Source organism: Pseudonocardia nematodicida, from assembly GCF_040105385.1.
Classification (GTDB): Bacteria; Actinomycetota; Actinomycetes; order Mycobacteriales; family Pseudonocardiaceae; genus Pseudonocardia; species Pseudonocardia nematodicida.
The window spans coordinates 253872-277109 of sequence record NZ_JBEDNQ010000008.1 but is presented as its reverse complement, the minus strand read 5'-3'; the positions used below and the strand labels follow the sequence as shown (position 1 = coordinate 277109).

22 protein-coding genes are annotated in these 23238 nt (G+C 75.2%); all 22 read left to right on the top strand.

Annotation, left to right across the window (positions count from 1 at the left end):
- Positions 1-20: 20 nt before the first annotated feature.
- The 22 genes from WIS52_RS20295 (at position 21) to WIS52_RS20190 (ending at position 23223) form a co-directional block, all read left to right on the top strand.
- Positions 21-1712: a dipeptide ABC transporter ATP-binding protein gene (locus tag WIS52_RS20295; RefSeq protein WP_379610724.1), complete on the top strand. Its 1692-nt coding sequence runs from the start codon at positions 21-23 to the stop codon at positions 1710-1712.
- Positions 1697-2752 carry an LLM class flavin-dependent oxidoreductase gene (locus WIS52_RS20290; protein WP_349299881.1) on the top strand — a complete coding sequence of 352 codons (1056 nt, stop codon included), beginning with the start codon at positions 1697-1699 and terminating at the stop codon, positions 2750-2752. The genes WIS52_RS20295 and WIS52_RS20290 overlap by 16 nt, the downstream gene beginning before the upstream one ends.
- Complete coding sequence (locus WIS52_RS20285; RefSeq protein WP_349299880.1) at positions 2749-3594, top strand: sulfurtransferase; 846 nt, start codon at positions 2749-2751, stop codon at positions 3592-3594. Before WIS52_RS20290 ends, WIS52_RS20285 begins: the two co-directional genes overlap by 4 nt.
- Positions 3591-5690: an alpha-L-rhamnosidase C-terminal domain-containing protein gene (locus tag WIS52_RS20280; protein WP_349299879.1), complete on the top strand. Its 2100-nt coding sequence runs from the start codon at positions 3591-3593 to the stop codon at positions 5688-5690. The genes WIS52_RS20285 and WIS52_RS20280 overlap by 4 nt, the downstream gene beginning before the upstream one ends.
- A 257-nt stretch (positions 5691-5947) precedes the next feature.
- Positions 5948-6274, top strand: a complete 327-nt coding sequence (locus WIS52_RS20275) for a TcmI family type II polyketide cyclase (protein WP_349299878.1) — start codon at positions 5948-5950, stop codon at positions 6272-6274.
- The gene (locus WIS52_RS20270) at positions 6274-7554 is read left to right on the top strand and encodes a beta-ketoacyl-[acyl-carrier-protein] synthase family protein (RefSeq protein WP_349299877.1); all 1281 of its coding nucleotides are present in this window, start codon (positions 6274-6276) and stop codon (positions 7552-7554) included. The genes WIS52_RS20275 and WIS52_RS20270 overlap by 1 nt, the downstream gene beginning before the upstream one ends.
- Positions 7551-8753 (top strand): ketosynthase chain-length factor, encoded by a 1203-nt coding sequence (locus WIS52_RS20265; protein WP_349299876.1) that lies wholly within the window; start codon positions 7551-7553, stop codon positions 8751-8753. The genes WIS52_RS20270 and WIS52_RS20265 overlap by 4 nt, the downstream gene beginning before the upstream one ends.
- A gap of 37 nt (positions 8754-8790) precedes the next feature.
- The gene (locus tag WIS52_RS20260; RefSeq protein ID WP_349299875.1) at positions 8791-9063 is read left to right on the top strand and encodes an acyl carrier protein; all 273 of its coding nucleotides are present in this window, start codon (positions 8791-8793) and stop codon (positions 9061-9063) included.
- 49 nt (positions 9064-9112) lie between these two features.
- Complete coding sequence (locus tag WIS52_RS20255; RefSeq protein WP_349299874.1) at positions 9113-9886, top strand: SDR family NAD(P)-dependent oxidoreductase; 774 nt, start codon at positions 9113-9115, stop codon at positions 9884-9886.
- 34 nt (positions 9887-9920) lie between these two features.
- On the top strand, positions 9921-10877 hold the full coding sequence (locus WIS52_RS20250; protein ID WP_349299873.1) for an aromatase/cyclase: 957 nt from the start codon (positions 9921-9923) through the stop codon (positions 10875-10877).
- Positions 10874-12439 (top strand): FAD-dependent monooxygenase, encoded by a 1566-nt coding sequence (locus tag WIS52_RS20245; RefSeq protein ID WP_349299872.1) that lies wholly within the window; start codon positions 10874-10876, stop codon positions 12437-12439. Before WIS52_RS20250 ends, WIS52_RS20245 begins: the two co-directional genes overlap by 4 nt.
- Positions 12436-13302 (top strand): glucose-1-phosphate thymidylyltransferase RfbA, encoded by an 867-nt coding sequence (rfbA, locus tag WIS52_RS20240; RefSeq protein WP_349299871.1) that lies wholly within the window; start codon positions 12436-12438, stop codon positions 13300-13302. Before WIS52_RS20245 ends, rfbA begins: the two co-directional genes overlap by 4 nt.
- A 30-nt stretch (positions 13303-13332) precedes the next feature.
- A complete protein-coding gene (locus WIS52_RS20235) occupies positions 13333-14046 on the top strand; it encodes an antibiotic biosynthesis monooxygenase family protein (RefSeq protein WP_349299870.1) in 714 nt (237 codons plus the stop codon).
- A gap of 2 nt (positions 14047-14048) precedes the next feature.
- The gene (locus tag WIS52_RS20230; RefSeq protein WP_349299869.1) at positions 14049-15218 is read left to right on the top strand and encodes a nucleotide disphospho-sugar-binding domain-containing protein; all 1170 of its coding nucleotides are present in this window, start codon (positions 14049-14051) and stop codon (positions 15216-15218) included.
- Positions 15215-16192 (top strand): dTDP-glucose 4,6-dehydratase, encoded by a 978-nt coding sequence (gene rfbB / locus WIS52_RS20225; protein WP_349299868.1) that lies wholly within the window; start codon positions 15215-15217, stop codon positions 16190-16192. Before WIS52_RS20230 ends, rfbB begins: the two co-directional genes overlap by 4 nt.
- Positions 16193-16234: 42 nt before the next feature.
- Complete coding sequence (locus WIS52_RS20220; RefSeq protein ID WP_349299867.1) at positions 16235-17809, top strand: FAD-dependent monooxygenase; 1575 nt, start codon at positions 16235-16237, stop codon at positions 17807-17809.
- Positions 17806-18927 carry a DegT/DnrJ/EryC1/StrS family aminotransferase gene (locus tag WIS52_RS20215; RefSeq protein WP_349299866.1) on the top strand — a complete coding sequence of 374 codons (1122 nt, stop codon included), beginning with the start codon at positions 17806-17808 and terminating at the stop codon, positions 18925-18927. The genes WIS52_RS20220 and WIS52_RS20215 overlap by 4 nt, the downstream gene beginning before the upstream one ends.
- Entirely contained in the window at positions 18924-19688 is a 765-nt protein-coding gene (locus WIS52_RS20210; protein WP_349299865.1) for a class I SAM-dependent DNA methyltransferase, read from the top strand. The genes WIS52_RS20215 and WIS52_RS20210 overlap by 4 nt, the downstream gene beginning before the upstream one ends.
- Positions 19685-20308 carry a dTDP-4-dehydrorhamnose 3,5-epimerase family protein gene (locus WIS52_RS20205; RefSeq protein WP_349299864.1) on the top strand — a complete coding sequence of 208 codons (624 nt, stop codon included), beginning with the start codon at positions 19685-19687 and terminating at the stop codon, positions 20306-20308. The genes WIS52_RS20210 and WIS52_RS20205 overlap by 4 nt, the downstream gene beginning before the upstream one ends.
- Entirely contained in the window at positions 20305-21303 is a 999-nt protein-coding gene (locus WIS52_RS20200) for an NAD-dependent epimerase/dehydratase family protein (protein ID WP_349299863.1), read from the top strand. The genes WIS52_RS20205 and WIS52_RS20200 overlap by 4 nt, the downstream gene beginning before the upstream one ends.
- Positions 21300-22727, top strand: coding sequence for an NDP-hexose 2,3-dehydratase family protein (locus WIS52_RS20195; RefSeq protein WP_349299862.1), 1428 nt, complete (start codon positions 21300-21302; stop codon positions 22725-22727). The genes WIS52_RS20200 and WIS52_RS20195 overlap by 4 nt, the downstream gene beginning before the upstream one ends.
- The gene (locus WIS52_RS20190; protein ID WP_349299861.1) at positions 22717-23223 is read left to right on the top strand and encodes a nuclear transport factor 2 family protein; all 507 of its coding nucleotides are present in this window, start codon (positions 22717-22719) and stop codon (positions 23221-23223) included. The genes WIS52_RS20195 and WIS52_RS20190 overlap by 11 nt, the downstream gene beginning before the upstream one ends.
- Positions 23224-23238 lie beyond the last annotated feature (15 nt).

The following is a 23238-nucleotide window of genomic DNA, read 5'->3' as shown; positions in this document are numbered from 1 at the left end:
GCGCTCCACGGGTGGAGGAGGTGCCGCGGGCACCGGCCGGCGACGGGGGCCCCGGCGAACCGGGCCTGTCGGTCGAGGGGCTCGAGGTGACCTACGCCGGCGTCGCGGGCGGGTCGGTCGCGCTGTCCGGCGTCGGGCTGCGCGCCGCGCCGGGCCGGATCACCGCGGTCGTCGGCGAGTCCGGTTCGGGCAAGAGCACGCTCGCGCACGCGGTCATCGGGCTGCTGCCGGGGTCCGGCCGGATCACCGCGGGCGGCGTCCGGCTCGGCGGTACCGAGCTGACCGGTCTCGACCGCCGCGGGTGGCGGCGGGTTCGCGGCGCCCGGATCGGGCTGGTGCCCCAGGACCCCGGGGTGGCCCTCGACCCGCTCACCCCGGTCGGGCGGCAGGTGGCCGACGTGCTGCGCATCCACGAGCGGACCGGTCGCCGGGAGGCCCGGGACCGGGCCGTCGAGGCACTGGCCGGGGTCGGGCTGCCGGACCCCGCGGTGCGTGCCCGGCAGTACCCGCACGAGCTCTCGGGCGGGATGCGCCAGCGCGTGCTGATCGCGATCGCCACGGTGGCCCGGCCCGAGCTGGTCGTCGCCGACGAGCCGACCTCGGCCCTCGACGTCACGGTCGCCCGCCGGATCCTCGACCTGCTGCGCGCCGTCGCCGACGCCGGGACCGCGGTCCTGCTCGTCACCCACGATCTCGGGGTGGTCGCCGACCGGGCCGACGACGTCGTCGTGCTCGCCGGCGGCCGGGCCGTGGAGTCCGGCCCGGCACCGACGGTCCTCACGGCGGGGTCCGCCCCGGCCACCCGCCGGCTGCTCACCGCCGCACCGGCGCTGCGCCCCCCGGAGCGGCGCGATCCGGCCGGGGACGGCGGAGCGCCGGACACACCCGGCCCGATCGTCCGCGTCCGCGACCTGCGGGTGTCCTTCCCGGACCGGGGTGGCGGGCGCACCGGGACCCGGCGGACCGCCGTCGACGGGGTGTCGTTCACCGTCGCCCGCGGGCGCACCCTGGGGCTCGTCGGGGAGTCCGGGTCGGGGAAGACGACCATCGCCCGTACCCTGCTCGGTCTGCAGGCCCCCGACTCGGGCTCCCTGGACGTCGACGGGCACGACCCGGCCGGTCCCGACCGGGCCGGGCTGCGCCGGCTGCACCGGCGGGTGCAGCTCGTCGCGCAGAACCCGTACTCGGCGATGCACCCCGGCTTCACCGTGGCCGAGATCGTCGGGGAGCCGTTGCGCAACGCCGGGGTGCGGGACCGCCGGGAACGGGCGGAGACGGTCGCGTCCCTGCTCGACGGGGTGGCACTGCCCGCCGGGACGGCCGCCCGGAGGGCCTCGGAGCTCTCCGGCGGTCAGCGGCAGCGGGTCGCCATCGCCCGGGCGCTCGCGGTCGGGCCGGACCTGCTGGTCTGCGACGAACCCGTCTCCGCGCTCGACGTCGGCGTGCAGGCCCAGATCCTCGACCTGCTCGTCGACCTGCAGCGCGAGCGAGGCCTGAGCTACCTGTTCATCACCCACGACCTCGGCGTGGTCCGGCACGTCAGCGACGACGTCGCCGTGCTGCGGGGCGGGCGGATCGTCGAGTCCGGCCCCACGACGCGCGTGCTCACCGACCCCCGCACCCCCTACACCCGCGAGCTCCTGGACGCCGTCCCCGGACTGCGCCGGCTCACCCCGCCCCTCGAGGAGGACCACCCGTGGACATCGGTCTGATCACCTTCGCCAGCCTGCTGCCCGACCATCGCAGCGGGGACCGTCCGACGGTGCACGACCGGCTGCGCGGCGTCGTCGACGACGCCGTCGCCGCGGAGCGGCTGGGCTTCGCCTGGTTCGCCGTCGGTGAGCACCACTTCCGGCACTACGACACCGTCCCCGCGCCGTCGCTGGTGCTCGCGGCGATCGCCGAGCGGACCTCCACGATCCGGGTGGCCACAGCCACCACCCTGGTCACCAACCGGGATCCGGTGCTGCTCGCCGAGGACTACGCCCTGCTCGACCAGCTCTCCGGCGGGCGGCTGGAGCTGATCGCCGGTACGTCGTTCTTCCCGGAGGTCTACGCGGTCTTCGACCAGGACCCGGCGACGCGGGTGGCCCGCAAGCGGGAGAACGTCGAGCTCCTGCTGCGTCTCTGGCGGGAGGAGTCGGTGACCTGGTCCGGGCGGTTCCGGCCGCCGCTGACCGAGGTGACCGCCCGGCCGCGTCCGCACCAGGAGCGTCCGCCGGTGTGGGTCAGCGGCGGCGCCTCGGAGGACTCGATCCGGCTCGCGGTCGAGAACGGCCTGCCGATGGTGTTCGGCACGGTGGCCCGCACCCCGGGCGAGTGGACGCGGTGGTTCGAGCTCTACCGCACGCTGTGGCGCGAGCACGGGCACGCCGGCCCGCCGCCGCGGCTCGGGGGCGCCTCGCACGCGTTCGTCGCCCCGACCACGCAGGAGGCCCGCCGGCAGTGGCAGGGCCACGTCGAGGCCTACTACCGGCTCGCCGGCGCCGAGGGCCCGCTCGATCTCGACGAGCAGGCCGGCCCGGACGGCCCGCTGCTGTGCGGCAGCCCGGCCCAGGTCGTCGACAAGCTCGGCCGGCTCGGGGAGCTGTGGGGACACGGGCTGCACCTGCTCGCGGTCGACATCGGCGGGATCCCCGCGGCCGAGGTCTCCGCGTCGGTCGAGCTGATCGCCGCCGAGGTGCTGCCGCAGCTCGGCGCGCGACCGGCCCCGGCGGCCGGGGTGAACGGTGCCGTGGTGGGTGTCTCGTGAGCGCGCCGCTCCCGCCGGTGATCGACGTGGACGCGCTGCGGGCGCTGCCCGGTGAGGTCGTCGTCGCCGACGTCCGGTGGTACCTCGACGGGCGCAGCGGGCGCGCCGCCCACGCGGCCGGCCACCTGCCCGGCGCGGTGTGGGTCGACGTCGACACCGACCTCTCGGCGCCACCCGACCCGGCCGGTGCCCGGCACCCCCTGCCGGACCCGGACACGTTCGCGGCCGCGCTGGGCCGCCTCGGGATCGGAGACGGCGCCACGGTCGTCGCCTACGACGACGCCGGCGGCGCGTTCGCCGCCCGGCTGGTGTGGCTGCTGCGGCGGATCGGGACCCCGGCTGCCCTGCTCGACGGCGGACCGGCGGCCTGGCCGGGCCCGCTGGAGACCGGGCCGGTCGAGCCGCGGCCCGCCGTACGCACCCCGGTGCCGTGGCCGCCGGGCGCGATCCGGACGGCCGACGACGTCGCCGCGGCGGTGCGCGGACCGGGTGGGCCCGTCGTGCTGGACGCCCGCGCCGCCGACCGCTTCAGCGGGGCGAGCGTGCTGCCGACCGACGTGCGCTCGGGGCATGTGCCCGGTGCGCGCAGCGCACCCTGGGCCGGGAACCTCGGCAGCGACGGCCGGTTCGTCCCGGCGGCCGACCTGCGCGAGCGCTACGCCGGGCTCGGCATCCGGCCCGGCACCGACGTCGTCGTGTACTGCGGCAGCGGGGTCACCGCCTGCCACGACCTGCTCGCCCTCGAGCTGGCCGGGATCAGCGGCGCGCTCTACCCGGGCTCGTGGTCGGAGTGGTCGGCCGACCCGGCGCGCCCGGTCGCCACCGGCGAGGACGCGCCGTGACGTCCGGGGCGCGGCGGGCGCCCGGCACCCCCGCCCGCGACGCCGTGCGGGCCTCCCGCGACCCCGTCCCGGAGCGCCCGGGCCCGTCCGCGGACGTCCCCGCCGAGCTGGTCGCGCCCGTCGCGGTCGAGGTGCTGGGCGCCGCGGGCGGGGCGCACGACGTCTGTCTGCTGTGTACGGCCCCGGACCGCACCGCGGAGCCACCGGTCCGCATCGCGACGACCGAGGCGCACAGCACGGTGCTGGTGGCCGACCTCGGCCGGCTGCTCATGGGGGTGGTGGAGATCGGCGTGACCGCACCGCCCGGCGCGGTCGTCCGCGTCGCCTACGCCCAGTTCCGGCAGCGGCTGACCGTCCAGGGCGACGGGATGGGCCGCCCGTTCGGGACCGACGCGCTGCCGTGGTCGCGTGTGGACCTCTTCGAGGTCACCGAGCCCGGCCTGCTGCGCAGCCCCGGGAAGCGGGAGGTCCGCTACGTCGCGATCACCCTGGACGGACCCGGCGAGCTCGCCCTGTCCCACGTCCGCCTCCGGCCGACGACCTACCCCGTCCGCGACGACGGCAGCTTCCGGTGCGACGACGAGCTGCTGACCCGGGCGTGGTACGCGGGCGCGCACACCGGCGACCTCGCGACGGTGTCCGAGGCCGGGAGCCCCTGGATGCTCACGGTCACCTTCGACCGGGTGCTGTTCATGGGCGACCTGCACCTGCAGGCGCTCGCGGGCTACCCGCGCAGCAGCGACTACGCCTGGCTGGTGCGCAACTCGCTGCGCCAGTACGTCCGCGTGCAGAACCCGGACGGGTCCTTCCCGGCGGCCACCTCGCACCTGGTGCCCTGGACCGACCCGGACACGGGCGCCGCGCCGACCGGATGGCCCGCCGACGCCCCGGACCCGGACCACGCGCTGGGCCGGCTCGGGCCGCTGTCGCTGCACCGCGACCTGCGCATCGACTCCTTCACGGCCTTCTGGGTCGCCGCGGTCGCCGACCACCTGCTGCACACCGGCGACACCGGGTTCGCCCGCGCCATGCTGCCGGTTGCCCGCCGCGCCGTCGCGTTCCTGCGCGGCCGGGCCGGTCCGGACGGGCTCTACGCCGAGCCCGCCGACCGGCGCACCGACCCGTCGGCCGAGCACGCCTGGGTGTCGAACTGGGCGCCGACCGACGTCGCGGCCGGCGTCGACGCGTTCGGCAACGCCGTGTACCACGCCGCCCTGCACGGGCTGGCGCTGCTGGAGGAGGAGGCCGGCGGCTCGGCGGTCGCGGCGGCCGAGCTGCGGTCGCAGGCCGACACCGTGCGGACCGCACTGCTGGCGCACCTGTTCGACGAGCGGGCCGGCGCGTTCGTCCTCAACGACCGGGACCCGCTGCGCGACCACACCGCCGACGCCAACGCCGCGAACCTGGTGTTCGGGACCCTCGACCCGGCACGGGCGGACGCGGTGCTGCGGTTCCTGTCCTCCCGGCTGGCGACGCCGTTCGGGACGTCGTCGAGCGAGTACTCCGCCAACCCGTACCGGATGGCCGGGATCGTGGGCTATCCGAACGCGCTGGAGGCACTCGGCCGGATGCGGCACGGCGACGGCCACGGCGCGGTCGACCTGATCCGGCGGTGGTGGGGGCACATGCTCGAGAACGGTCCGGGCACCGGCTGGTTCCACTGCGAGGACGACGGGTCCCTGCCCGCGCGGGCCTTCGCCAACAGCTCCTGGACCACGCCGGTCCCCGCGCTCTCCGAGGGCGTGCTCGGGGTGCGCCCCCGCGCGCCCGGCTACCGGCGGTTCGTGGTCGCCCCGCGCACCTCCGGCCTGCGCTGGGCCCAGGGCCACGTCCCCGCCCCGGGCGGTGGTCTCACGGTGCGCTGGGAGCACCGCCGCGACGACGCCGGCGAGACGTTCCGGCTCACGGTGGTCGTGCCCGGGGGCGCCCACGGGCACGTGGTGGTGCCGCTGCAGGGCGCCGACCGGACGATCGCCGTCGACGGCGAGGTCGTGTGGGACCACGGCGGTCCGGTCGCCGGCGGCCCGGCGGCCCGGCCGGTGGACGGCGGCGTGGAGCTGCCGGCCGGTCCCGGGACCCACACCTGGGCGTGGTGATCAGCACATTTCATTGAATTTCCCCCGGAATTACAGGGCGGTCGCGATATGCGACCGCCCTTTCTTTTCGTCATGGGTCCGGGATCCGGCCGGGGATCGCCGGACTTGACAATCACCTGACCCCGCGACGGTTGTGATCATGAAATCCGTCGACGACTCTTGAAAGAGATCGAACGCGACCCGGAATGTCTGACCGAAAGGTGGGGCGTCGCGTTGTCGCGCGCAGTCGAGAACGAATCGACGGGGGTTTCCAGCGAATGCACAGCACCTTGATCGTCGCCCGCATGAATCCGGATTCGGCATCCGATGTGGCGCGCATCTTCGGCGAGTTCGACACGTCGGACATGCCGCACCGGATGGGTACCCGTCGCCGGCAGCTCTTCACCTATCACGGTCTCTACTTCCATCTGCAGGACTTCGACGACGACCACGGCGCGGACGCCATCGAGTCCGCGAAGACCGACCCGCAGTTCGTCCGCGTCAGCGACGACCTCCGGCCGCACATCGAGGCCTACGACGTGGCGACCTGGCGGTCGCCCGCCGACGCGATGGCGGCCCGCTTCTACACCTGGCAGGCCGACTGATGACCGGGCCCGACCGGCGCCGGGTCGTCGTCACCGGGCTGGAGGTGCTCGCGCCCGGTGGCGTCGGCGCCGGCCGGTTCTGGGACCTGATCAGCTCCGGGCGCACCGCGACCAGGGGCATCACCTTCTTCGACCCCGCCCCGTTCCGCTCCCGGGTGGCGGCCGAGATCGACTTCGACGCCGCGACGCACGGCCTGTCCCCGCAGGAGGTCCGGCGGATGGACCGGGCGGCGCAGTTCGCCGTCGTCGCGGCCCGGGCGGCCGTCGCGCACAGCGGTATCGACCTGGCCGCGCTCGACCCGTACCGGGTCGGGGTGACGGTCGGCACCGCGGTCGGGGCGACGATGTCGCTCGACGAGGAGTACCGGGTCGTCAGCGACAGCGGCCGGCTCGCATTGGTCGACCACCGCTACGCCGTTCCGCACCTCTACGACCAGATGGTGCCCAGCTCGTTCGCCGCGGAGGTGGCGTGGGCGGTCGGGGCGTGCGGCCCGGCGACCGTGGTCTCCACCGGCTGCACCTCGGGCATCGACTCCGTCGGGTTCGCCGCCGAGCTGATCGGGGAGGGCAGCGCGGACGTCGTGGTCGCCGGATCGTCGGACGCGCCGATCTCACCGATCACGATGGCCTGCTTCGACGTGATCAAGGCCACGACCCCGCGCAACGACGAACCGGACAGCGCCTCGCGCCCGTTCGACGCCACCCGCAACGGATTCGTGCTGGGGGAGGGGGCTGCGTTCTTCGTGCTGGAGTCGCTCGAGGCGGCCCGGGCCCGCGGCGCGACCGTGCTCGCCGAGGTCGCCGGCTACGCGACCCGCAGCAACGCCTACCACATGACCGGTCTCCGGCCGGACGGCGTGGAGATGGCCGAGGCCATCCGGGTGGCGCTGGACGAGGCGCGGTTGCCCGCCGACGCCGTCGACTACGTCAACGCGCACGGCTCGGGGACCAAGCAGAACGACCGGCACGAGACCGCCGCCTTCAAGCGGAGCCTCGGGGAGCACGCCCGCCGGACCCCGGTGAGCTCGATCAAGTCGATGGTCGGCCACTCGCTGGGGGCGATCGGCTCGATCGAGGTCGCCGCCTCGATCCTGGCGATGGAGCACGGCGTCGTGCCGCCCACGGCGAACCTGCACACCCCGGATCCCCAGTGCGACCTGGACTACGTCCCGCTGATCGCCCGCGAGCACCGGGTCGACACCGTGCTCTCGGTTGGCAGCGGGTTCGGCGGGTTCCAGAGCGCGATCGTCCTCGCCCGGCCCGAGCGGGCCGCGGCATGAGTACCGCAGTCACGGGGTTGTCGGTCGTCGCGCCGACCGGTCTGGGTGTCGCCGACTACTGGGCCGCCACGCTCGGCGGCGGGAGCGCGATCGGACCGCTCACCCGCTTCGACGCCGGCCGCTACCCGTCCCGGCTGGCCGGGCAGATCACCGGCTTCGAGGCGGCCGACCACCTGCCCGACAAGCTCCTCCCGCAGACCGACCGGATGACCCGGCTCGCGCTCACCGCGGCGGACTGGGCGATCGCCGACGCCGGGCTGACCGACCGCGCGCTGTCGCCGTTCGACGTCGGTGTGATCACCGCCAGCGCGTCCGGCGGGTTCGAGTTCGGGCAGGACGAGCTGCGGAAGCTCTGGAGCGCCGGGAGCAGGCACGTCAGCGCCTACCAGTCCTTCGCCTGGTTCTACGCGGTCAACAGCGGGCAGATCTCGATCCGCGGCGGGTTCAAGGGCCCGAGCGGCGTCGTGGTGGGGGAGCAGGCCGGCGGCCTGGACGCCCTGGCGCAGGCCCGCCGGCAGATCCGCCGGGGCATCCCGGCCGTGGTCTCGGGCGGCGTCGACGCGTCGCTCTGCCCGTGGGGGTGGGTCGCGCAGCTGGCGTCGGGCCGGATCAGCACCGGCGCCGACCCCACCCGCGCCTACCTGCCGTTCGACACCGCCGCCGACGGCCACGTCCCCGGTGAGGGCGGCGCGATCCTCGTCCTGGAGGACGCCGCCGCGGCCCGGGCGCGGGGCCGCCGGGTGTACGGGGAGATCGCCGGGTACGGGGCGACGTTCGACCCGCGCCCCGGGCCGGGCCGTACGTCCGCGCTGCGGGCCGCCATCGACGTCGCGCTGCGCGACTCCGGCGCGGCACCGGGCGAGGTGGACGTCGTGTTCGCCGACGGCGCCGCGGTCCCCGAGCTCGACCGCGCCGAGGCGGCCGCTCTCCGCGCGGTGTTCGGTGTGCGCGGCGTGCCCGTGGCCCTGCCGAAGGCGGGTACCGGCCGCCTCTACTCCGGGGGCGGCCCGGTGGACGTCGCGGCCGCGCTGCTGTCCCTGCGCGACGGCGTGATCCCGCCGGCGCCGCACGTCCGTCCCGACCCCGGCCACGGTCTCGACCTCGTCGTCGGCGCGTCCCGCCCGGCGACGCTGCGGACCGCGCTGGTCCTCGCCCGTGGGCACCACGGCTTCAACTCTGCGCTGGTGCTCCGGCGCTGAGCACCCGTCCCGTCCCATCCTTCCCAGGAGGTACCCCGTGACCCGACCCCACGCCCTCACCCTCGACGACCTGATCCAGGTCCTGCGCGCCAGCGCCGGGGCCGACGACGACGTCGACCTCGGCGGCGACGTCGCCGACGTGACGTTCGAGTCGCTCGGCTACGACTCGCTCGCGCTGCTGGAGACCGTCGGCGCCGTCGAGCGGACCCACGGCATCAGCGTCGACGAGTCGGCCGCGGCCGAGGCCCCGACCCCCCGTGCCCTGCTCGGGGTGCTCAACGAGGCACTCGCCGCCGCGCCCACGCGCTGACGTGCCCACGCACCGGCCCCGACGGGGCCCGACGACACCAGGAGATCCCATGTCCAGGCGCACTGCACTCATCACTGGCGGCACGAGCGGGATCGGGCTCGCCGTCACCCGGCTGCTCGGCACCGACCACCGGGTGTTCATCGGGGCCCGCGACGGCGCGCGTGTCGCCGCCACGGTGAAGGAACTGACCGCCGAGGGGGTCGAGGCGGCCGGGACCGCGCTCGACGTCCGCAGCGACGAGAGCGTCCACGCGTTCGTGCGGGCGGCCGTCGACACCTACGGGCAGGTCGACGTGCTGGTCAACAACGCCGGACGCAGCGGCGGGGGAGTGACCGCCGACGTGTCGGCCGAGCTGTGGCACGACGTCATCGACACCAACCTCAACAGCGTCTTCCGGGTGACCCGCGAGGTCCTCAACACCGGTGGCCTCCGCGGGCGCGACCGCGGCCGCATCATCAACATCGCCTCGACCGCGGGCAAGCAGGGCGTGGTGCTGGGCGCCCCCTACTCGGCGTCCAAGCACGGCGTCGTGGGCTTCACCAAGGCGCTGGGCAACGAGCTCGCCCCGACCGGCATCACCGTCAACGCGGTCTGCCCCGGCTACGTCGAGACGCCGATGGCCGAGCGCGTCCGGCAGGGCTACGCCGCCGCCTACGACACCTCCGAGCAGGCGATCCTCGAGCGCTTCCAGGCCAAGATCCCGCTCGGTCGCTACTCGACCCCGGAGGAGGTGGCGGGGCTCGTGGGTTACCTGGCTTCCGACACCGCCGCCTCGATCACCGCGCAGGCGCTCAACGTCTGCGGCGGTCTCGGCAACTTCTGACCGTCCGCTCCGATCCGTCCACACGGGAGTCCCGATGTCACAGAGCACGCTGCGCGAGGTCGAACACGAGATCACCGTCTCGGCGCCTGCGGACACCGTCTATCGCTACATCGCCGAGGTCGTGAACTGGCCGCGCATCTTCCCCCCGACGATCCACGTGGAGCACCTCGAACGTGCTCCGGGGACCGAGCGCATCCGGATCTGGGCCACCGCCAACGACGAGGCGAAGACCTGGACCTCACGGCGGACCCTGGCCCCGGAGGACCGCCGGATCGGGTTCCGGCAGGAGGTGTCCACCCCGCCGGTCGCGCAGATGGGTGGCGCATGGCTGTTCGAACCGCTGGACGACGGGCGGACCCGGATCCGGCTGCTGCACGACTACCGTGCCGTCGACGACGACCCGGCCGGTCTGGAGTGGATCGACCGGGCGGTGGACCGCAACTCGCGCAGTGAGCTCGACGCGCTGAAGCGGAATGTGGAGGCCGCGGTCTCGGCCGATGAGCTGACATTCGACTTCGAGGACTCGGTCACCGTCCGGGGCCGGGCGAAGGACCTGTTCGACTTCATCGACCGCGCGGACCTCTGGGCGCAGCGGCTGCCGCACGTCGCCGAGGTCGACCTGCGGGAGCCCTCCCCGGGGCTGCAGTCGCTGGAGATGCGGACCCGGGCGAAGGACGGCTCCACCCACCTCACGAAGTCCTACCGGGTCACGTTCCCGCACCGGTCGATCGCCTACAAGCAGGTCACGTTGCCCGGCCTGCTCGACCTGCACACCGGCCGCTGGACGTTCGCCGAGGACGAGGCGACCGGGATCACCACCGCCACGTCGCAGCACACCGTGACCCTGAAGCCGGACGCCGTCGAGGGGGTGCTCGGGGCCGGCGCAGGCGTGGCGGACGCGCGCGAGTACGTGCGCGGTGCGCTCTCGGCCAACAGCCTGGCGACGCTCGGGCACGCGCGGGACCACGCCGAGGGGGCGGCCGGCGGATGAACGCGCAGGACGCGCCGGTGATCGTCGCAGGGGCCGGGCCGGTGGGACTGCTCCTCGCGTGCGAGCTGCGACTCGGTGGGGCCGACGTCGTCGTGCTGGAGCGGCGGGCCCGGCCGATGACCGGGTCCCGGGCCTCGACGCTGCACGCCCGGACGGTCGAGTTCCTCGACGGGCGCGGCCTGTCCTCGGCGCTGGGCGACCCGCCCGTCGAACCCCGGGGGCACGTCGGCGGCATCCCGCTCGACCTCGTCGCACCACCGGCACCCGCCAGCCCGTACGCGGGACAGTGGAAGGTCCCGCAGGCCACGCTGGAGCGCATCCTCGCCGGCCGGGCCCGCGAGCTCGGCGTCGAGGTGCGGCGGGAGCACGAGGTCGTCGGGCTGACCGACACCGGCGACGCCGTCGCGGTGGCTGTCCGTGGCCCGGCCGGGCCACGGCGGATCGCCGGGTCCTGGCTGGTCGGCTGCGACGGCGCCGACGGGCCGGTCCGCGACCTCGCCGGGATCCCGGCGACCGGCCGGGCCGCCACCCGCACGCTGCTGCGGGCCGATCTGACCGGGGTCGACATCCGGGAACGGCGGTTCGAACGCCACCCCGGTGGGCTCGCCGTCGCGGCGCGGCTGCCCGGCGGCGCGACCCGGGTGATGGTCCACGACGCCGGGCGGGCCCCCGGCGGCCGCCCGCCGGACCTCGCCGACGTGACGTCGGCATGGAAACGGGTCACCGGCGAGGACCTGAGCGGGGCCGTCGCCACCTGGGTGGACGGGTTCGACGACGCCTCCCGGCAGGCCCTGCGGTACCGGTCGGGCCGGGTGCTGCTCGCCGGGGACGCGGCCCACCAGCGGCTGCCGGTCGGTGGGCAGGCGCTGAACCTCGGGCTGGCGGACGCGGCGAACCTCGGCTGGAAGCTCGCCGCCGAGGCCACCGGCCGCGCACCGGCCGGGCTGCTCGACAGCTACGACGCCGAGCGCCGGCCGGTGGGGCGGCGGACCCTGGACCAGATCGCGGCCCAGGCCGTCCTGCTGCTCGGCGGGCCGGAGGCGGTCCCGCTGCGGGCGCTGACCACCGAGCTGCTGGAGATCCCGCAGGTCCGGCGCCTGCTCGCCGGTGCGATCACCGGCCTGGACACCCGCTACGAGCTCCCGGCCCCGCCGGACGGGGCCCCGCCGCACGCACTGGCCGGGCGGCGGCTCCCGCCGACCCCGGTCCGGGCCGGCACCGGCCCGGCCGCGGCGACCACCACGGCCGAGCTCGCCAGGGACGGCCGCGGCCTGCTGCTCCTCCCACCGGGTCCGTACCGGCGCGCGCTGCGCTGGGCCGCCGCGGCCTGGTCCGGCCGGGTCTCCGTCGCCGACGTGCTGGAGGGCCCGGCGCGCGGCGAGGCGGACCCGGACGCCCCCGGGACGTGGAACGGGACGGACCCGCTGCTCGTCCGGCCCGACGGGCACGTCGCGTGGGGCGGTACGGGGCCCGGCCCGGTCCGGGCGCTGAGCTCGGCGCTGGCGCTGTGGTTCGGCCCCGCCGCCGCCGGACGTCGCACCGCCGTCGGGGCCGTGTCGTGAAGGGCATCGTGCTGGCCGGCGGCCGCGGCTCGCGGCTGTACCCGATCACCCAGGGGGTCAGCAAGCAGCTGCTGCCCGTCTACGACAAGCCGATGATCTACTACCCGGTGTCGGTCCTGATGCTCGCCGGGATCACCGACATCGAGATCATCTCGACCCCCGAGGACCTCCCGGCCTTCCGGAGACTGCTCGGCGACGGCGGCCACCTGGGACTGCGCCTGACCTACGCCACCCAGGACGAGCCGCGCGGGCTCGCCGACGCCTTCCTGGTCTCCGCCGACCACATCGACGGCGAACCGGTCGCGCTGGTGCTGGGGGACAACATCTTCCACGGCCCGTCGCTCGGCGCGACGCTCACCGGCGCGGCCCATGACATCACCGGCTGCGTGCTGTTCGGCTACCCGGTGCGGGACCCGGAGCGCTACGGGGTGGCCGAGCTCGACGACGCCGGGCGGCTCGTCGGGCTGCAGGAGAAGCCGGCCGACCCGCCGTCGAACGTCGCGGTGACCGGCCTCTACCTCTACGACCGCGACGTCGTCGGGATCGCCGCGGGCCTCAAGCCCTCCGAACGCGGCGAGCTGGAGATCACCGACGTCAACCGCACCTATCTGGAGCGCGGCGCCGCGCACATCGAGCTGCTCGGGCGCGGCTACGCGTGGCTGGACACCGGCACGCACGACTCGCTCGTCGACGCCGCCCAGTACGTGCAGGTGCTCGAGCACCGCCAGGGGACCCGCATCGCCTGCCTGGAGGAGATCGCCTGGCGCAAGGGCTACATCGACCGGGAGTCCTGTTACCTGCTCGGTCGCGCCCAGCACACGTCGCCGTACGGCCAGTACGTCATGCGACTCGCCGCGGCCTGATTCCGGCTCATTTCCGAAAGGGGTACACCCATGCCGTTCATCGATCCCGACGACGGGCTCCTCGCGGTGTTCAACATCTTCGAGACCGACCTCCCGCAGAATCAGGAACGGGTCGTCGAGGAGATGCGCGACATCGTCGACAACGCCGATTACCCGGGCTGGATCTCTTCGTCGGTGCACGCGGCCGTGGAGCGACCGGGAACGGCGAACCTCGTCCAGTGGCGCAGCCTCGCCGATCTGCAGGCCCGGTACTCCTCCGACCGTTTCCGGAAGGGGACGGTCCCGCTGTTCCGGCAGCTGGCCACCTCGGTTCGGCTGCTGCAGACCGAGGCGGTCTTCGCCCAGCGCCACGCCGACCTCGAGGCCACCGAGATCGCCCTCGGCCGCGACGACCACACCGTGATCGTGGTGCTCGATGTCGACCCCGCGAACCAGCAGGCGCTGCTCGACGAGCTCGCGAAGCCGGATCAGTGGCTGCGCGACGAGGTCCCCGGCTACCGATCGCACACCTACTTCCGGTCGCTCGACGGCAGCACCGTGGTCAACTTCGCGCAGTGGGCCTCCCGGGCCGACTACGACCGGTTCCACACCCTGCCGGAGGAGCGGCGGCCCGCGGACGTCGCGGGCGCCCGCCGCCGGGCGGGGGAGCTGGTCACCGCGCGGTCCTCGAACGGCTACCGGCTCGTCCACTCCCGCACGGCGGACACCGCGGACGTGCCGGCCGGCCGGACGCCGGGGAGCTGACGATGCGCCTGCTGTTCACCTCCGTACCCGGGGCCTCGCACGTCCTGCCGGTCGTGCCGCTCGCGCACGCCGCGCTGGCCGCGGGGCACGACGTGCTGGTCGTCAGCAGCGGCTCGGCGGTCCCGACCGCGGCCGCCGCCGGCCTGCACACCGTCGACGCCGGGGACGGGGCCGCGGCCCCCTACCTGGACATGGCACGCCGCCTCACCGAGACCGACATCGCGCACACCTGGAGCCCCGAGGAGCTGACCGACTGGTTCGCCTCGGTCTTCGCCGAGATCGGCGCGATCACGGCCGGTCCGCTGCTCGAGGCCGCCCGGAGCTGGGGCGCCGACGCCGTCGTGTACCCGCCGCCGCACGTCGTCGGGCTGATCGCCGCCCGCGCGCTCGGCGTCCCCGCGGTGCTGCACGGGCTCGGCACCCGCCGCCCGACGTTCCGGCCCGCCGTCCGGCACAGCGCGAAGCTGGTCGAGGAGCTCGGGCTCGACGACGTGGGGGAGGCCGACGTCGAGATCGACCTGAGCCCGGCCTCGCTCACGACCGTGCACCTCGACGTCCCGGAGGAGTCCCGGGCCCGAGACACGCTCGCGATGCGCTACGCGCCCTACACCGGGGGCGGGGTGCTGCCGGACTGGCTGCTGCGCCCCCGCCGGCGGCGACGGGTGGCCGCGACGCTCGGGTCCATCCCGCTGCTCTACGGCGACGGCGGCCTGCTCCAGGTGGTCGTCGACGCCGCGGCGGCGCTCGACGTCGAACTCGTGCTGACGACCAACGGCGCGGCCCTGCCCGGACTCGCCGGGGATCTGCCCGGGCACGTGCGCCCGGTCGACTGGATCTCGCTGCGGGCACTGCTGCCCACCTGCGAGGCGCTGATCCACCACGGCGGCATGGGCAGCATGTACGCCGCCTTCGACGCCGCCGTGCCGCAGCTCGCGCTGCCGGCGCCCGGCACCGACAGCACCGCCAACGCGAGCGTGCCCGCCGTCCGGGGTGCCGGCCTGCGCGTCGACGCCCGGGACGCCGACACCGCCGCGGTCACCGCCGCGCTCGGACGGCTGCTCGACGAGCCGGCCTTCGGGGTGGCCGCGGCCGAGGTCGCGGCCGAGATCCGGGCCATGCCCACCCCGGCCGCCGTGCTGGACCGGCTGACCGGACTGCTGGAGCCCTCGTGAGGGTCCTCGTCACCGGCGGCGCCGGGTTCATCGGATCGCGCTACGTGCGCGGCCTCGTCACGGGCGAGTACGGCCGCCCGTACGAGGTCACCGTGCTCGACGCGCTGACCTACGCCGGCAACGTGGCGAACCTGCCCGAGGACCCGCGGGTCCGGCTGGTCGTCGGGGACGTGGCCGACCGCGACGTGGTCGACGACGTGCTGCCCGGCCACGACGCCGTCGTGCACTTCGCGGCCGAGTCCCATGTGGACCGCTCGGTCGACTCCGCCGCGGAGTTCGTGCGCAGCAACGTGCTCGGCACCCAGACCCTGCTGGAGGGCGTCGTGCGCGCCGGGCGGCCGATCCGGGTCGTCCACGTCTCCACCGACGAGGTCTACGGCTCGATCGAGCAGGGCAGCTGGACCGAGTCCGAGCCGTTGCTGCCGAACTCGCCCTACGCGGCGTCGAAGGCGGGGTCGGACCTGGTGGCCAGAGCGCTGTGGCGCACGCACGGTGTCGACGTCTCGATCACCCGGTGCTGCAACAACTACGGCCCCCGCCAGCACCCGGAGAAGCTGATCCCGCGGTTCGTGACGAGCCTGCTGCGCGGCGGCACCGTCCCGGTCTACGGGCAGGGCCGCAACGTCCGCGAGTGGCTGCACGTCGACGACCACTGCCGGGCCGTCCACCGGGTGCTGACCGGCGGGCGGGCCGGCGCGGTCTACCACGTCGGCGGCGGCACGGCGCTGTCCAACCTGGACCTCACCCGGCGGCTGCTCGCGCTCTGCGGCGCGGACGGGTCGCGCATCCGCCACGTCACCGACCGGCCCGGCCACGACGGCCGCTACGCGCTCGACGACACCCGGATCCGCACCGAGCTGGGGTGGGTCCCGCGCACCCGCTTCGACGAGGGCCTGGCCGCGACCGTCGCCTGGTACCGCGACCACCCCGGCTGGTGGGAGCCGGCCGTGACCGAGCCGGCGGCCGCCCCGTGAGGGCCGTCCCGACCTCCCGCACCCACGACCCGAGGAGAACCGATGGTTGCTGACACCCGAGACACCGGCGTGATCGTCGTCGGGGCCGGCCCGACCGGTCTGATGCTCGCCGCCGAGCTTCGGCTGGGCGGCGCCGACGTCGTCGTGCTCGAGCGGCTGGCCGAGCCGACGGGCCAGTCCCGCGGCCTCGGGTTCACCGCGCGGGCGACCGAGCTGTTCCTGCAACGCGGGCTCGGCACCCGGTTCGGCACCCTCGAGACCAGCCCGCTGGGCCACTTCGGGGGCGTGCAGTTCGACTACACGGTGCTGCCGGACGCCCATTTCGGCGCCCGCGGCATCCCGCAGTCGCAGACCGAGGCGGTGCTCGAGGAGCGGGCCCGCGAGCTCGGTGCCGACGTCCGCCGCGGCTGGTCGTTCGACGGGCTGCTCACCGGCGCGGACCCCGGCGACACCGGCGTCCGGATCCGGGCGAGCGGTCCGGACGGGCCCCGCGAGCTGCGGGCCGCCTACCTGGTCGGCGCCGACGGCGGGCGCAGTGCGGTCCGCTCCGCGGCCGGCTTCGAGTCCGTGAGCACGCCGGCCACCCGCGGGATGTACCTCGCCGACGTCACCGGTCTCGGCCTGCCGCCGAGGTTCCTCGGCGAGCGGCTGCACGGCGGCATGGTGATGGCCGCCCCGCTGGCGCCCGGCGTCGACCGGATCATCGTCTGCGAGGACGGGGTCCCCGCCCGGCGGCGGGACGAGACCGTCGGGTTCGACGAGGTCGCGGCCGCCTGGAAGCGGATCACCGGCGAGGACATCGGGCACGGCGGCGCCGACTGGGTCAGCTCCTTCACCGACGCGACCCACCTGGTCACCGAGTACGCCCGCGGGCGGGTGCTGCTGGCCGGCGACGCCGCGCACACCCACCTCCCGGCCGGCGGCCAGGGGCTGAGCGCCGGCGTGCAGGACGCGGTGAACCTCGGCTGGAAGCTGGCCGCCGCGCTGCGCGGCGACGCGGCACCCGGTCTGGTCGCGACCTACCACGACGAGCGGCACCCGGCCGGTCAGCGGCTGCTGACGAACAGCCGCGTGCAGGGGACGGTGTTCCTCGGCGGCCCGGAGGCCGACCCGCTGCGCGCGCTGTTCACCGAGCTCATCGGGCTGGACGAGGTCAAGCGGCACCTCGCGGGCACGGTCAGCGGCCTCGACGTGGCCTACGAGGTCGGGCCGGGTGCGCACCCGCTGCTCGGCAGGCGTCTCCCACCGCGGCCGCTGGAGCCCCCGGTGCCGCCCTCGACGTTCGACCTGCTGCATCCCGCCCGCGGCGTGCTGCTGGTCGCGCCCGGGCCCGCCGCCGACGGACCGGCCGCGATCGCGGACGGCTGGACGGACCGGGTCGACGTCGTCGTCGCCGGGGTCGTCCCCGCCGGCGACGGGGACCCGGTCACCGGGACGACCGCGCTGCTGGTCCGGCCCGACGGCCACGTCGTGTGGGCCACGACCACCGATGCCCCGGACGGCACCGACGGGCTGCGGGACGCGCTGCGGAGCTGGTTCGGCGCGCCCACCCCATCCTCCGACCCCCGGGCCGCCGCGGCACGGGACCGGACCGAGCTGCAGGAGCAGAACACATGACGACCCGGGTCTGGGACTACCTGCCGGAGTACGAGAAGGAACGCGACGACATCCTCGACGCGGTGGACACGGTGTTCTCCTCCGGGCAGCTCGTGCTCGGCGAGAGCGTGTCGGGGTTCGAGGCCGAGTTCGCGGCCTACCACGGGCTCGCCCACGCCACCGGGGTCGACAACGGCACCAACGCGGTCGAGCTGGCGCTGGAGGCGGTCGGGGTCGGCCCGGGCGACGAGGTCATCACGGTCTCCAACACCGCGGCACCCACGGTGGTGGCGATCGTGGCCGCCGGGGCCCGACCGGTGTTCGTCGACGTCCGCGAGTCGGACTTCCTCATCGACCCGGAACTGGTCGAGGCGGCCATCACGCCGCGGACCAAGGCGCTGCTGCCGGTCCACCTCTACGGCCAGTGCGTCGAGATCGAGCCGCTGCGCGAGCTCGCCGGCCGCTACGGGCTCGCGCTCGTCGAGGACTGCGCGCAGGCGCACGGGGCCCGCCGGCACGGCCGGCTCGCCGGGACGTTCTCCGACGCCGCCGCGTTCAGCTTCTACCCGACCAAGGTACTCGGGGCCTACGGCGACGGCGGCGCCGTGGTCACCGACGACGCCGGTACCGACCGGGCACTCAAGCAGCTGCGGTACTACGGGATGGAGACCGTCTACTACGTCGTCCGGTCACCGGGGCACAACGCCCGCCTCGACGCGGTGCAGGCCGAGATCCTGCGCCGCAAGCTCACCCGCCTCGACACCTACGTCGCCGGCCGGCAGGCCGTCGCCCGCCGCTACGAGGAGGGGCTCGCCGACCTCACGGGCCCCGGCGAGCTGCAGCTGCCCGCGACCGCACCCGGCAACACCCACGTCTACTACGTCTACGTGGTCCGCCACCCGCGCCGTGACGAGATCATCGAGGCGCTGGCGGCCCGCGGCATCGGTCTGAACATCAGCTACCCGTGGCCGGTCCACACCATGAGCGGGTTCGCCCACCTCGGCCAGGGCGACCGGTCGTTGCCGGTCACCGAGCGGCTGGCCGGCGAGATCTTCTCCCTCCCGATGTACCCGTCGCTGCCCGAGTCGCGGCAGGACGAGGTCATCACCGCGCTGCGAGAGGTGGTGGCGGCACTGTGAGCAGCATCGACACCGCACCGAACGGCACCGGCGCCGGCGCCGACCAGGGAATCTACGACCTCGGCGAGATCTACGACGCCATCTACTCCGGCCGCGGAAAGGACTACGCCCACGAGAGCGCCGTGGTGGCCGACCTGGTCCGCCGCCACCGGCCCCGCCCCGGCTCGCTGCTCGACGTCGGCTGCGGGACCGGCACCCACCTCGACCACCTGCGCGGGCACGTCGGCCACGTCGAGGGGATCGACCTCACCGACGGCATGCTGACGGTCGCCCGCCGGCGGCTCCCGGGCGTGCCGCTGCACCACGGCGACATGCGCACGTTCGACCTGGGCCGCCGGTTCGACGCCGTGGTCTGCCTGTTCGCCGCCGTCGGCAACCTCGCCGACGGCGCCGAGCTCGACGCCTCGCTCGCCCGGTTCGCCGCGCACCTCACCCCGGGCGGGGTCGTCGTCGTGGAGCCCTGGTGGTTCCCCGACAACTTCACCCCGCACCACGTCGGCTCCTCGATCACCCGCCAGGGCGACCGCACCGTCGCCCGGGTCTCGCACACCGTGCGCCACTCGCCGGGCGCGAGCCGGATGGAGGTGCACTACGTGGTGGCCGAGGCCGGCCACGGGATCCGCCGCTTCGTCGACGAGCACGTCATGGCGCTGCTGCCGCGCGAGCGCTACCAGCAGGCGTTCACCGCGGCCGGGCTCGACGTCGATTACCACCCGGACGCCTACCCGGGCAACGGGGTGTTCGTGGGTGTGGCGCGATGAGCACGGAGACCGCCGTCGACGGCGTCGTGGAGTTCAGCCCCGCCGTCCACGCCGACACCCGCGGCCTGTTCACCTCGCCGTTGCGCGAGCCGGACTTCACCGCGGCACTCGGCAGGCCGTTGTTCCCGGTGCGCGACATCAGCCACAACGTCTCCGCCGCCGGAGTGCTGCGCGGGATCCACTACACCGCGGCGCCGCCCGGCCGCGCCAAGTACGTCTACGTCCCGCACGGGCGGGTGCTGGACTTCGTCGTCGACCTCCGCGTCGGGTCGCCGACGTTCGGCGCCGTGCACACCACGGAGCTCGACGGGACCGCGCCGCGGGCCCTCTACGTGCCGGTCGGGGTCGGGCACGCGTTCCTGTCGCTGCAGGACGGCTCGGTGGTCGTCTACGTCATGTCCGGCGGCTACCTGCCGGAGCACGAGCTCGCGGTGTCCACACTCGACCCGGAGGTCGGGCTGGCGCTGCCGGACGGGACGGCTCCCCGGCGCTCGCCGCGCGACGAGCAGGCACCGACCCTGCGCGACGCGCTCGCCGCCGGCCTGCTGCCGGAGTACTACACCAGCCGGGTCGTCGAGGACGACCTGTGGGCCGCCCTCGGCGCCGGGGAGCCGACGTGACGGCCCGGCGCCCGACCGTGGTCCTGCTGGGGGCCACCGGCTTCGTCGGCTCGGCGGTGCTGCGCGAGCTCGCCCGCCGCGACGTCACGGTGCGGGCGGTGTCCCGGGGCACCCCGGTCGTGCCACCCGGGTCCCGGGCCCGGGTCGAGCCGGTGTCCGCCGACCTCGCCGAACCCGGGGCGGTCGCCGGCGTGGTCGCCGACGGCGACCTGGTGATCCACACCGTGGCCTACATCGCCGGGGCGGGGACCTGGCGGATCGGCGACGGCGACGCCGCCGCCGAGCGGGTCAACGTCGGCGTCGTGCGCGACCTGGTCGAGGCGCTCGCCCACCGCCCCGGCCCGCCCGCCGGCGTCGTGTTCGCCGGTGCGGTGTCCCAGGTGGGGACCCCGGACGGCGACGTCGTCGACGGCGGCGAACCCGACCGGCCACGCGGCGGGTACGACCGCCAGAAGCTCGCGGCCGAGCAGCTCCTGCTGCGTGCGCACGCCGACGGCGTGCTGCGCGGGACGTCGGTCCGGCTGCCGACCGTCTACGGGTACGCGCCGGACTCGACGGCCCGCGACAAGGGCGTCGTCAGCACGATGGTCCGCCGGGCCGTCGCCGGTGAGCCGATCACCATGTGGCACGACGGCACCGTCCGCCGCGACCTGCTGCACGTCTCCGACGCCGCGTCCGCGCTGGTCCGGGCCGGGGACCACCTGGACCGGCTCGGCGGCCGGCACTGGGTCCTGGGCACCGGCACCGGGACGCCGCTGGGGGAGGCCTTCACCACCGTCGCCCGGCTGGTCGGGGAGCACACCGGCGCGCCGCCGGTCGACGTCGTCACGGTGGACCCGCCCGCGCACGCCGAGTCGGGGGACTTCCGGCACGTGACCGTCGACGCGTCGGGGTTCCGGGCGGCGACCGGGTGGCGCCCAGCGGTGCCGCTCGACGACGGCCTGGCCGCGACCGTGCGGTTCGTGGCCGGCGACCGCGAAGGTGCCCTGCGATGACCGGCGCGCCCACCGGTGCCGCCCTGCTCCCGCGCAGCGACGCGACACTGCACCGGCGGATCGCCCGCTCGCTCGCCGCCGTCGAGGAGGGCCACGACCTGCGGACCGACGCGGTCCCCGGCTGGCTGGCCGAGCGCAGCCGCGCCCACCGCTTCGAGGTCGGACGCATCCCGTTCGCCGCGCTCGACGGCTGGTACTTCGACGACCACACCGGCGACCTGCGGCACCGCACCGGGCGGTTCTTCAGCATCGGCGGGCTGTCGGTCACCGGGGCCACCGGCCCGGTCCCGGCCTGGCAGCAGCCGATCATCGACCAGCCCGAGATCGGCATCCTGGGGATCCTCGCCCGGGAGTTCGACGGCGTGCTGCACGTGCTCGTGCAGGCGAAGATGGAGCCGGGGAACCCGGGGCTGGTGCAGCTGTCCCCGACCGTCCAGGCCACCCGCAGCAACTACACCGGCGCGCACGCCGGGGCCGCGGTGCGGTTCCTGGAGCACTTCACCGCACCGGACCCGGCCCGGGTGATCGCCGACGTGCTCCAGTCCGAACATGGCGCGTGGTTCCACCGCAAGTTCAACCGCAACATGCTCGTCGAGACCACTGCGGACGTCCCGGCGCACGAGGACTTCCGCTGGCTCACCCTCGGGCAGGTCGCGGCGCTGCTCACGCGGGACACCACCGTGAACATGGACGCCCGCACCGTGCTGTCCTGCCTGCCCGCCGTCGCGCCCGGCGGCCCGGCGCTGCGGACCGACGCCGGCCTGGCGTCCTGGCTGACCGCCCGGCGCTCCCGGCACGACCTGGCCGCGACCCGGATCCCGCTGGCCCGGGTGACCGGCTGGGAGCGCGACGAGTACGCCCTGCGCCGCCCGGACGACCGGCACTTCCACGTCGTCGCCGTCGACGTCCGCGCCGGGAGCCGGGAGGTCCCGGGCTGGACCCAGCCGCTCGTCGCCCCCCGGGGCGACGGTCTCGCGGCGTTCGTGCTGCGCCGGTTCGACGGCGTGCCGCACCTGCTGGCCGCGGCCAAGCTCGAACCGGGCCTGCTGCACGGGGCGGAGGTGGCCCCGACCGTCCAGACGGTGCCCGGGCTCTGGACCGGCGAGCCGGAGGAGCGCCGGCCCCCGTTCCTGCGAACGGTGCTCGAGGCCCTGTCCGGGGCGGACGGTGCCGGGACGCCCGGTACCGAGGTGCACCACGACGTCGTGCACTCCGAGGAGGGCGGCCGGTTCCTCGACGCGCTGACCCGGTACGTGATCGTCGAGCTCGACGACGAGCGCGCGCCGCTGGTACCCCCGCCCGGCTTCTGCTGGGTCACACCGGCCCAGCTCTCGGCCCTGACCGGACAGGGACGGCAGGTCAACGTCGCGGCCCGGACGCTCGTGGCCGCACTCGTCCTGGGAGGACGCCCCGATGCCCGCTGAACCCGACGACACCGCCGACGACACCGCCGCCGACACCGCCGCCCGCCTGCGCCGCCTGCTGGACCGGGCCGACGTCGTCGACCTGCTCGACTCCTACGTCGGCGCGCTGGACCGGCAACGGCACACCGACTCCTGGCTGGAGAGCGTGTTCACCGAGGACGCGGTCGTCGCGTTCCCGATGGGGACCTACGTCGGGATCGACGGCCTGCGCTCCTTCCAGGAGCTCGCCCGCACCACGTTCGCCAGGACCCACCACAGCAGCACCAACCACCGGGTCGACCCCGACCCGGACGACCCCGCCCGGGCCACCGCGACGGCGCACCTGCAGGCGGTCCACCTGCCCGACGCGCACGACCGCACCGAGCACTTCGCGATCGGCGGGCACTACACGGCCCGGGTGGTCCGGACGGCGCGCGGCTGGCGGATCGCCCGGTTCGACTTCGATCTCGTCTGGACCCGCGGCACCCCACCTGGGAGCAACGAACATGCTAGATAAATGCACTGATCGTTG

Excerpts from the sequence above, each read along its gene's own strand:
- WIS52_RS20230 (WP_349299869.1), top strand. The coding sequence starts at position 14,049 with ATGCGCCTGCTGTTCACCTCCGTACCCGGGGCCTCGCACGTCCTGCCG.
- WIS52_RS20265 (WP_349299876.1), top strand. The coding sequence starts at position 7,551 with ATGAGTACCGCAGTCACGGGGTTGTCGGTCGTCGCGCCGACCGGTCTG.
- WIS52_RS20270 (WP_349299877.1), top strand. The coding sequence starts at position 6,274 with ATGACCGGGCCCGACCGGCGCCGGGTCGTCGTCACCGGGCTGGAGGTG.
- WIS52_RS20205 (WP_349299864.1), top strand. The coding sequence starts at position 19,685 with ATGAGCACGGAGACCGCCGTCGACGGCGTCGTGGAGTTCAGCCCCGCC.
- WIS52_RS20220 (WP_349299867.1), top strand. The coding sequence starts at position 16,235 with ATGGTTGCTGACACCCGAGACACCGGCGTGATCGTCGTCGGGGCCGGC.
- WIS52_RS20190 (WP_349299861.1), top strand. The coding sequence starts at position 22,717 with ATGCCCGCTGAACCCGACGACACCGCCGACGACACCGCCGCCGACACC.
- WIS52_RS20195 (WP_349299862.1), top strand. The coding sequence starts at position 21,300 with ATGACCGGCGCGCCCACCGGTGCCGCCCTGCTCCCGCGCAGCGACGCG.
- WIS52_RS20255 (WP_349299874.1), top strand. The coding sequence starts at position 9,113 with ATGTCCAGGCGCACTGCACTCATCACTGGCGGCACGAGCGGGATCGGG.
- WIS52_RS20275 (WP_349299878.1), top strand. The coding sequence starts at position 5,948 with ATGCACAGCACCTTGATCGTCGCCCGCATGAATCCGGATTCGGCATCC.
- WIS52_RS20245 (WP_349299872.1), top strand. The coding sequence starts at position 10,874 with ATGAACGCGCAGGACGCGCCGGTGATCGTCGCAGGGGCCGGGCCGGTG.
- WIS52_RS20250 (WP_349299873.1), top strand. The coding sequence starts at position 9,921 with ATGTCACAGAGCACGCTGCGCGAGGTCGAACACGAGATCACCGTCTCG.
- WIS52_RS20235 (WP_349299870.1), top strand. The coding sequence starts at position 13,333 with ATGCCGTTCATCGATCCCGACGACGGGCTCCTCGCGGTGTTCAACATC.
- WIS52_RS20215 (WP_349299866.1), top strand. The coding sequence starts at position 17,806 with ATGACGACCCGGGTCTGGGACTACCTGCCGGAGTACGAGAAGGAACGC.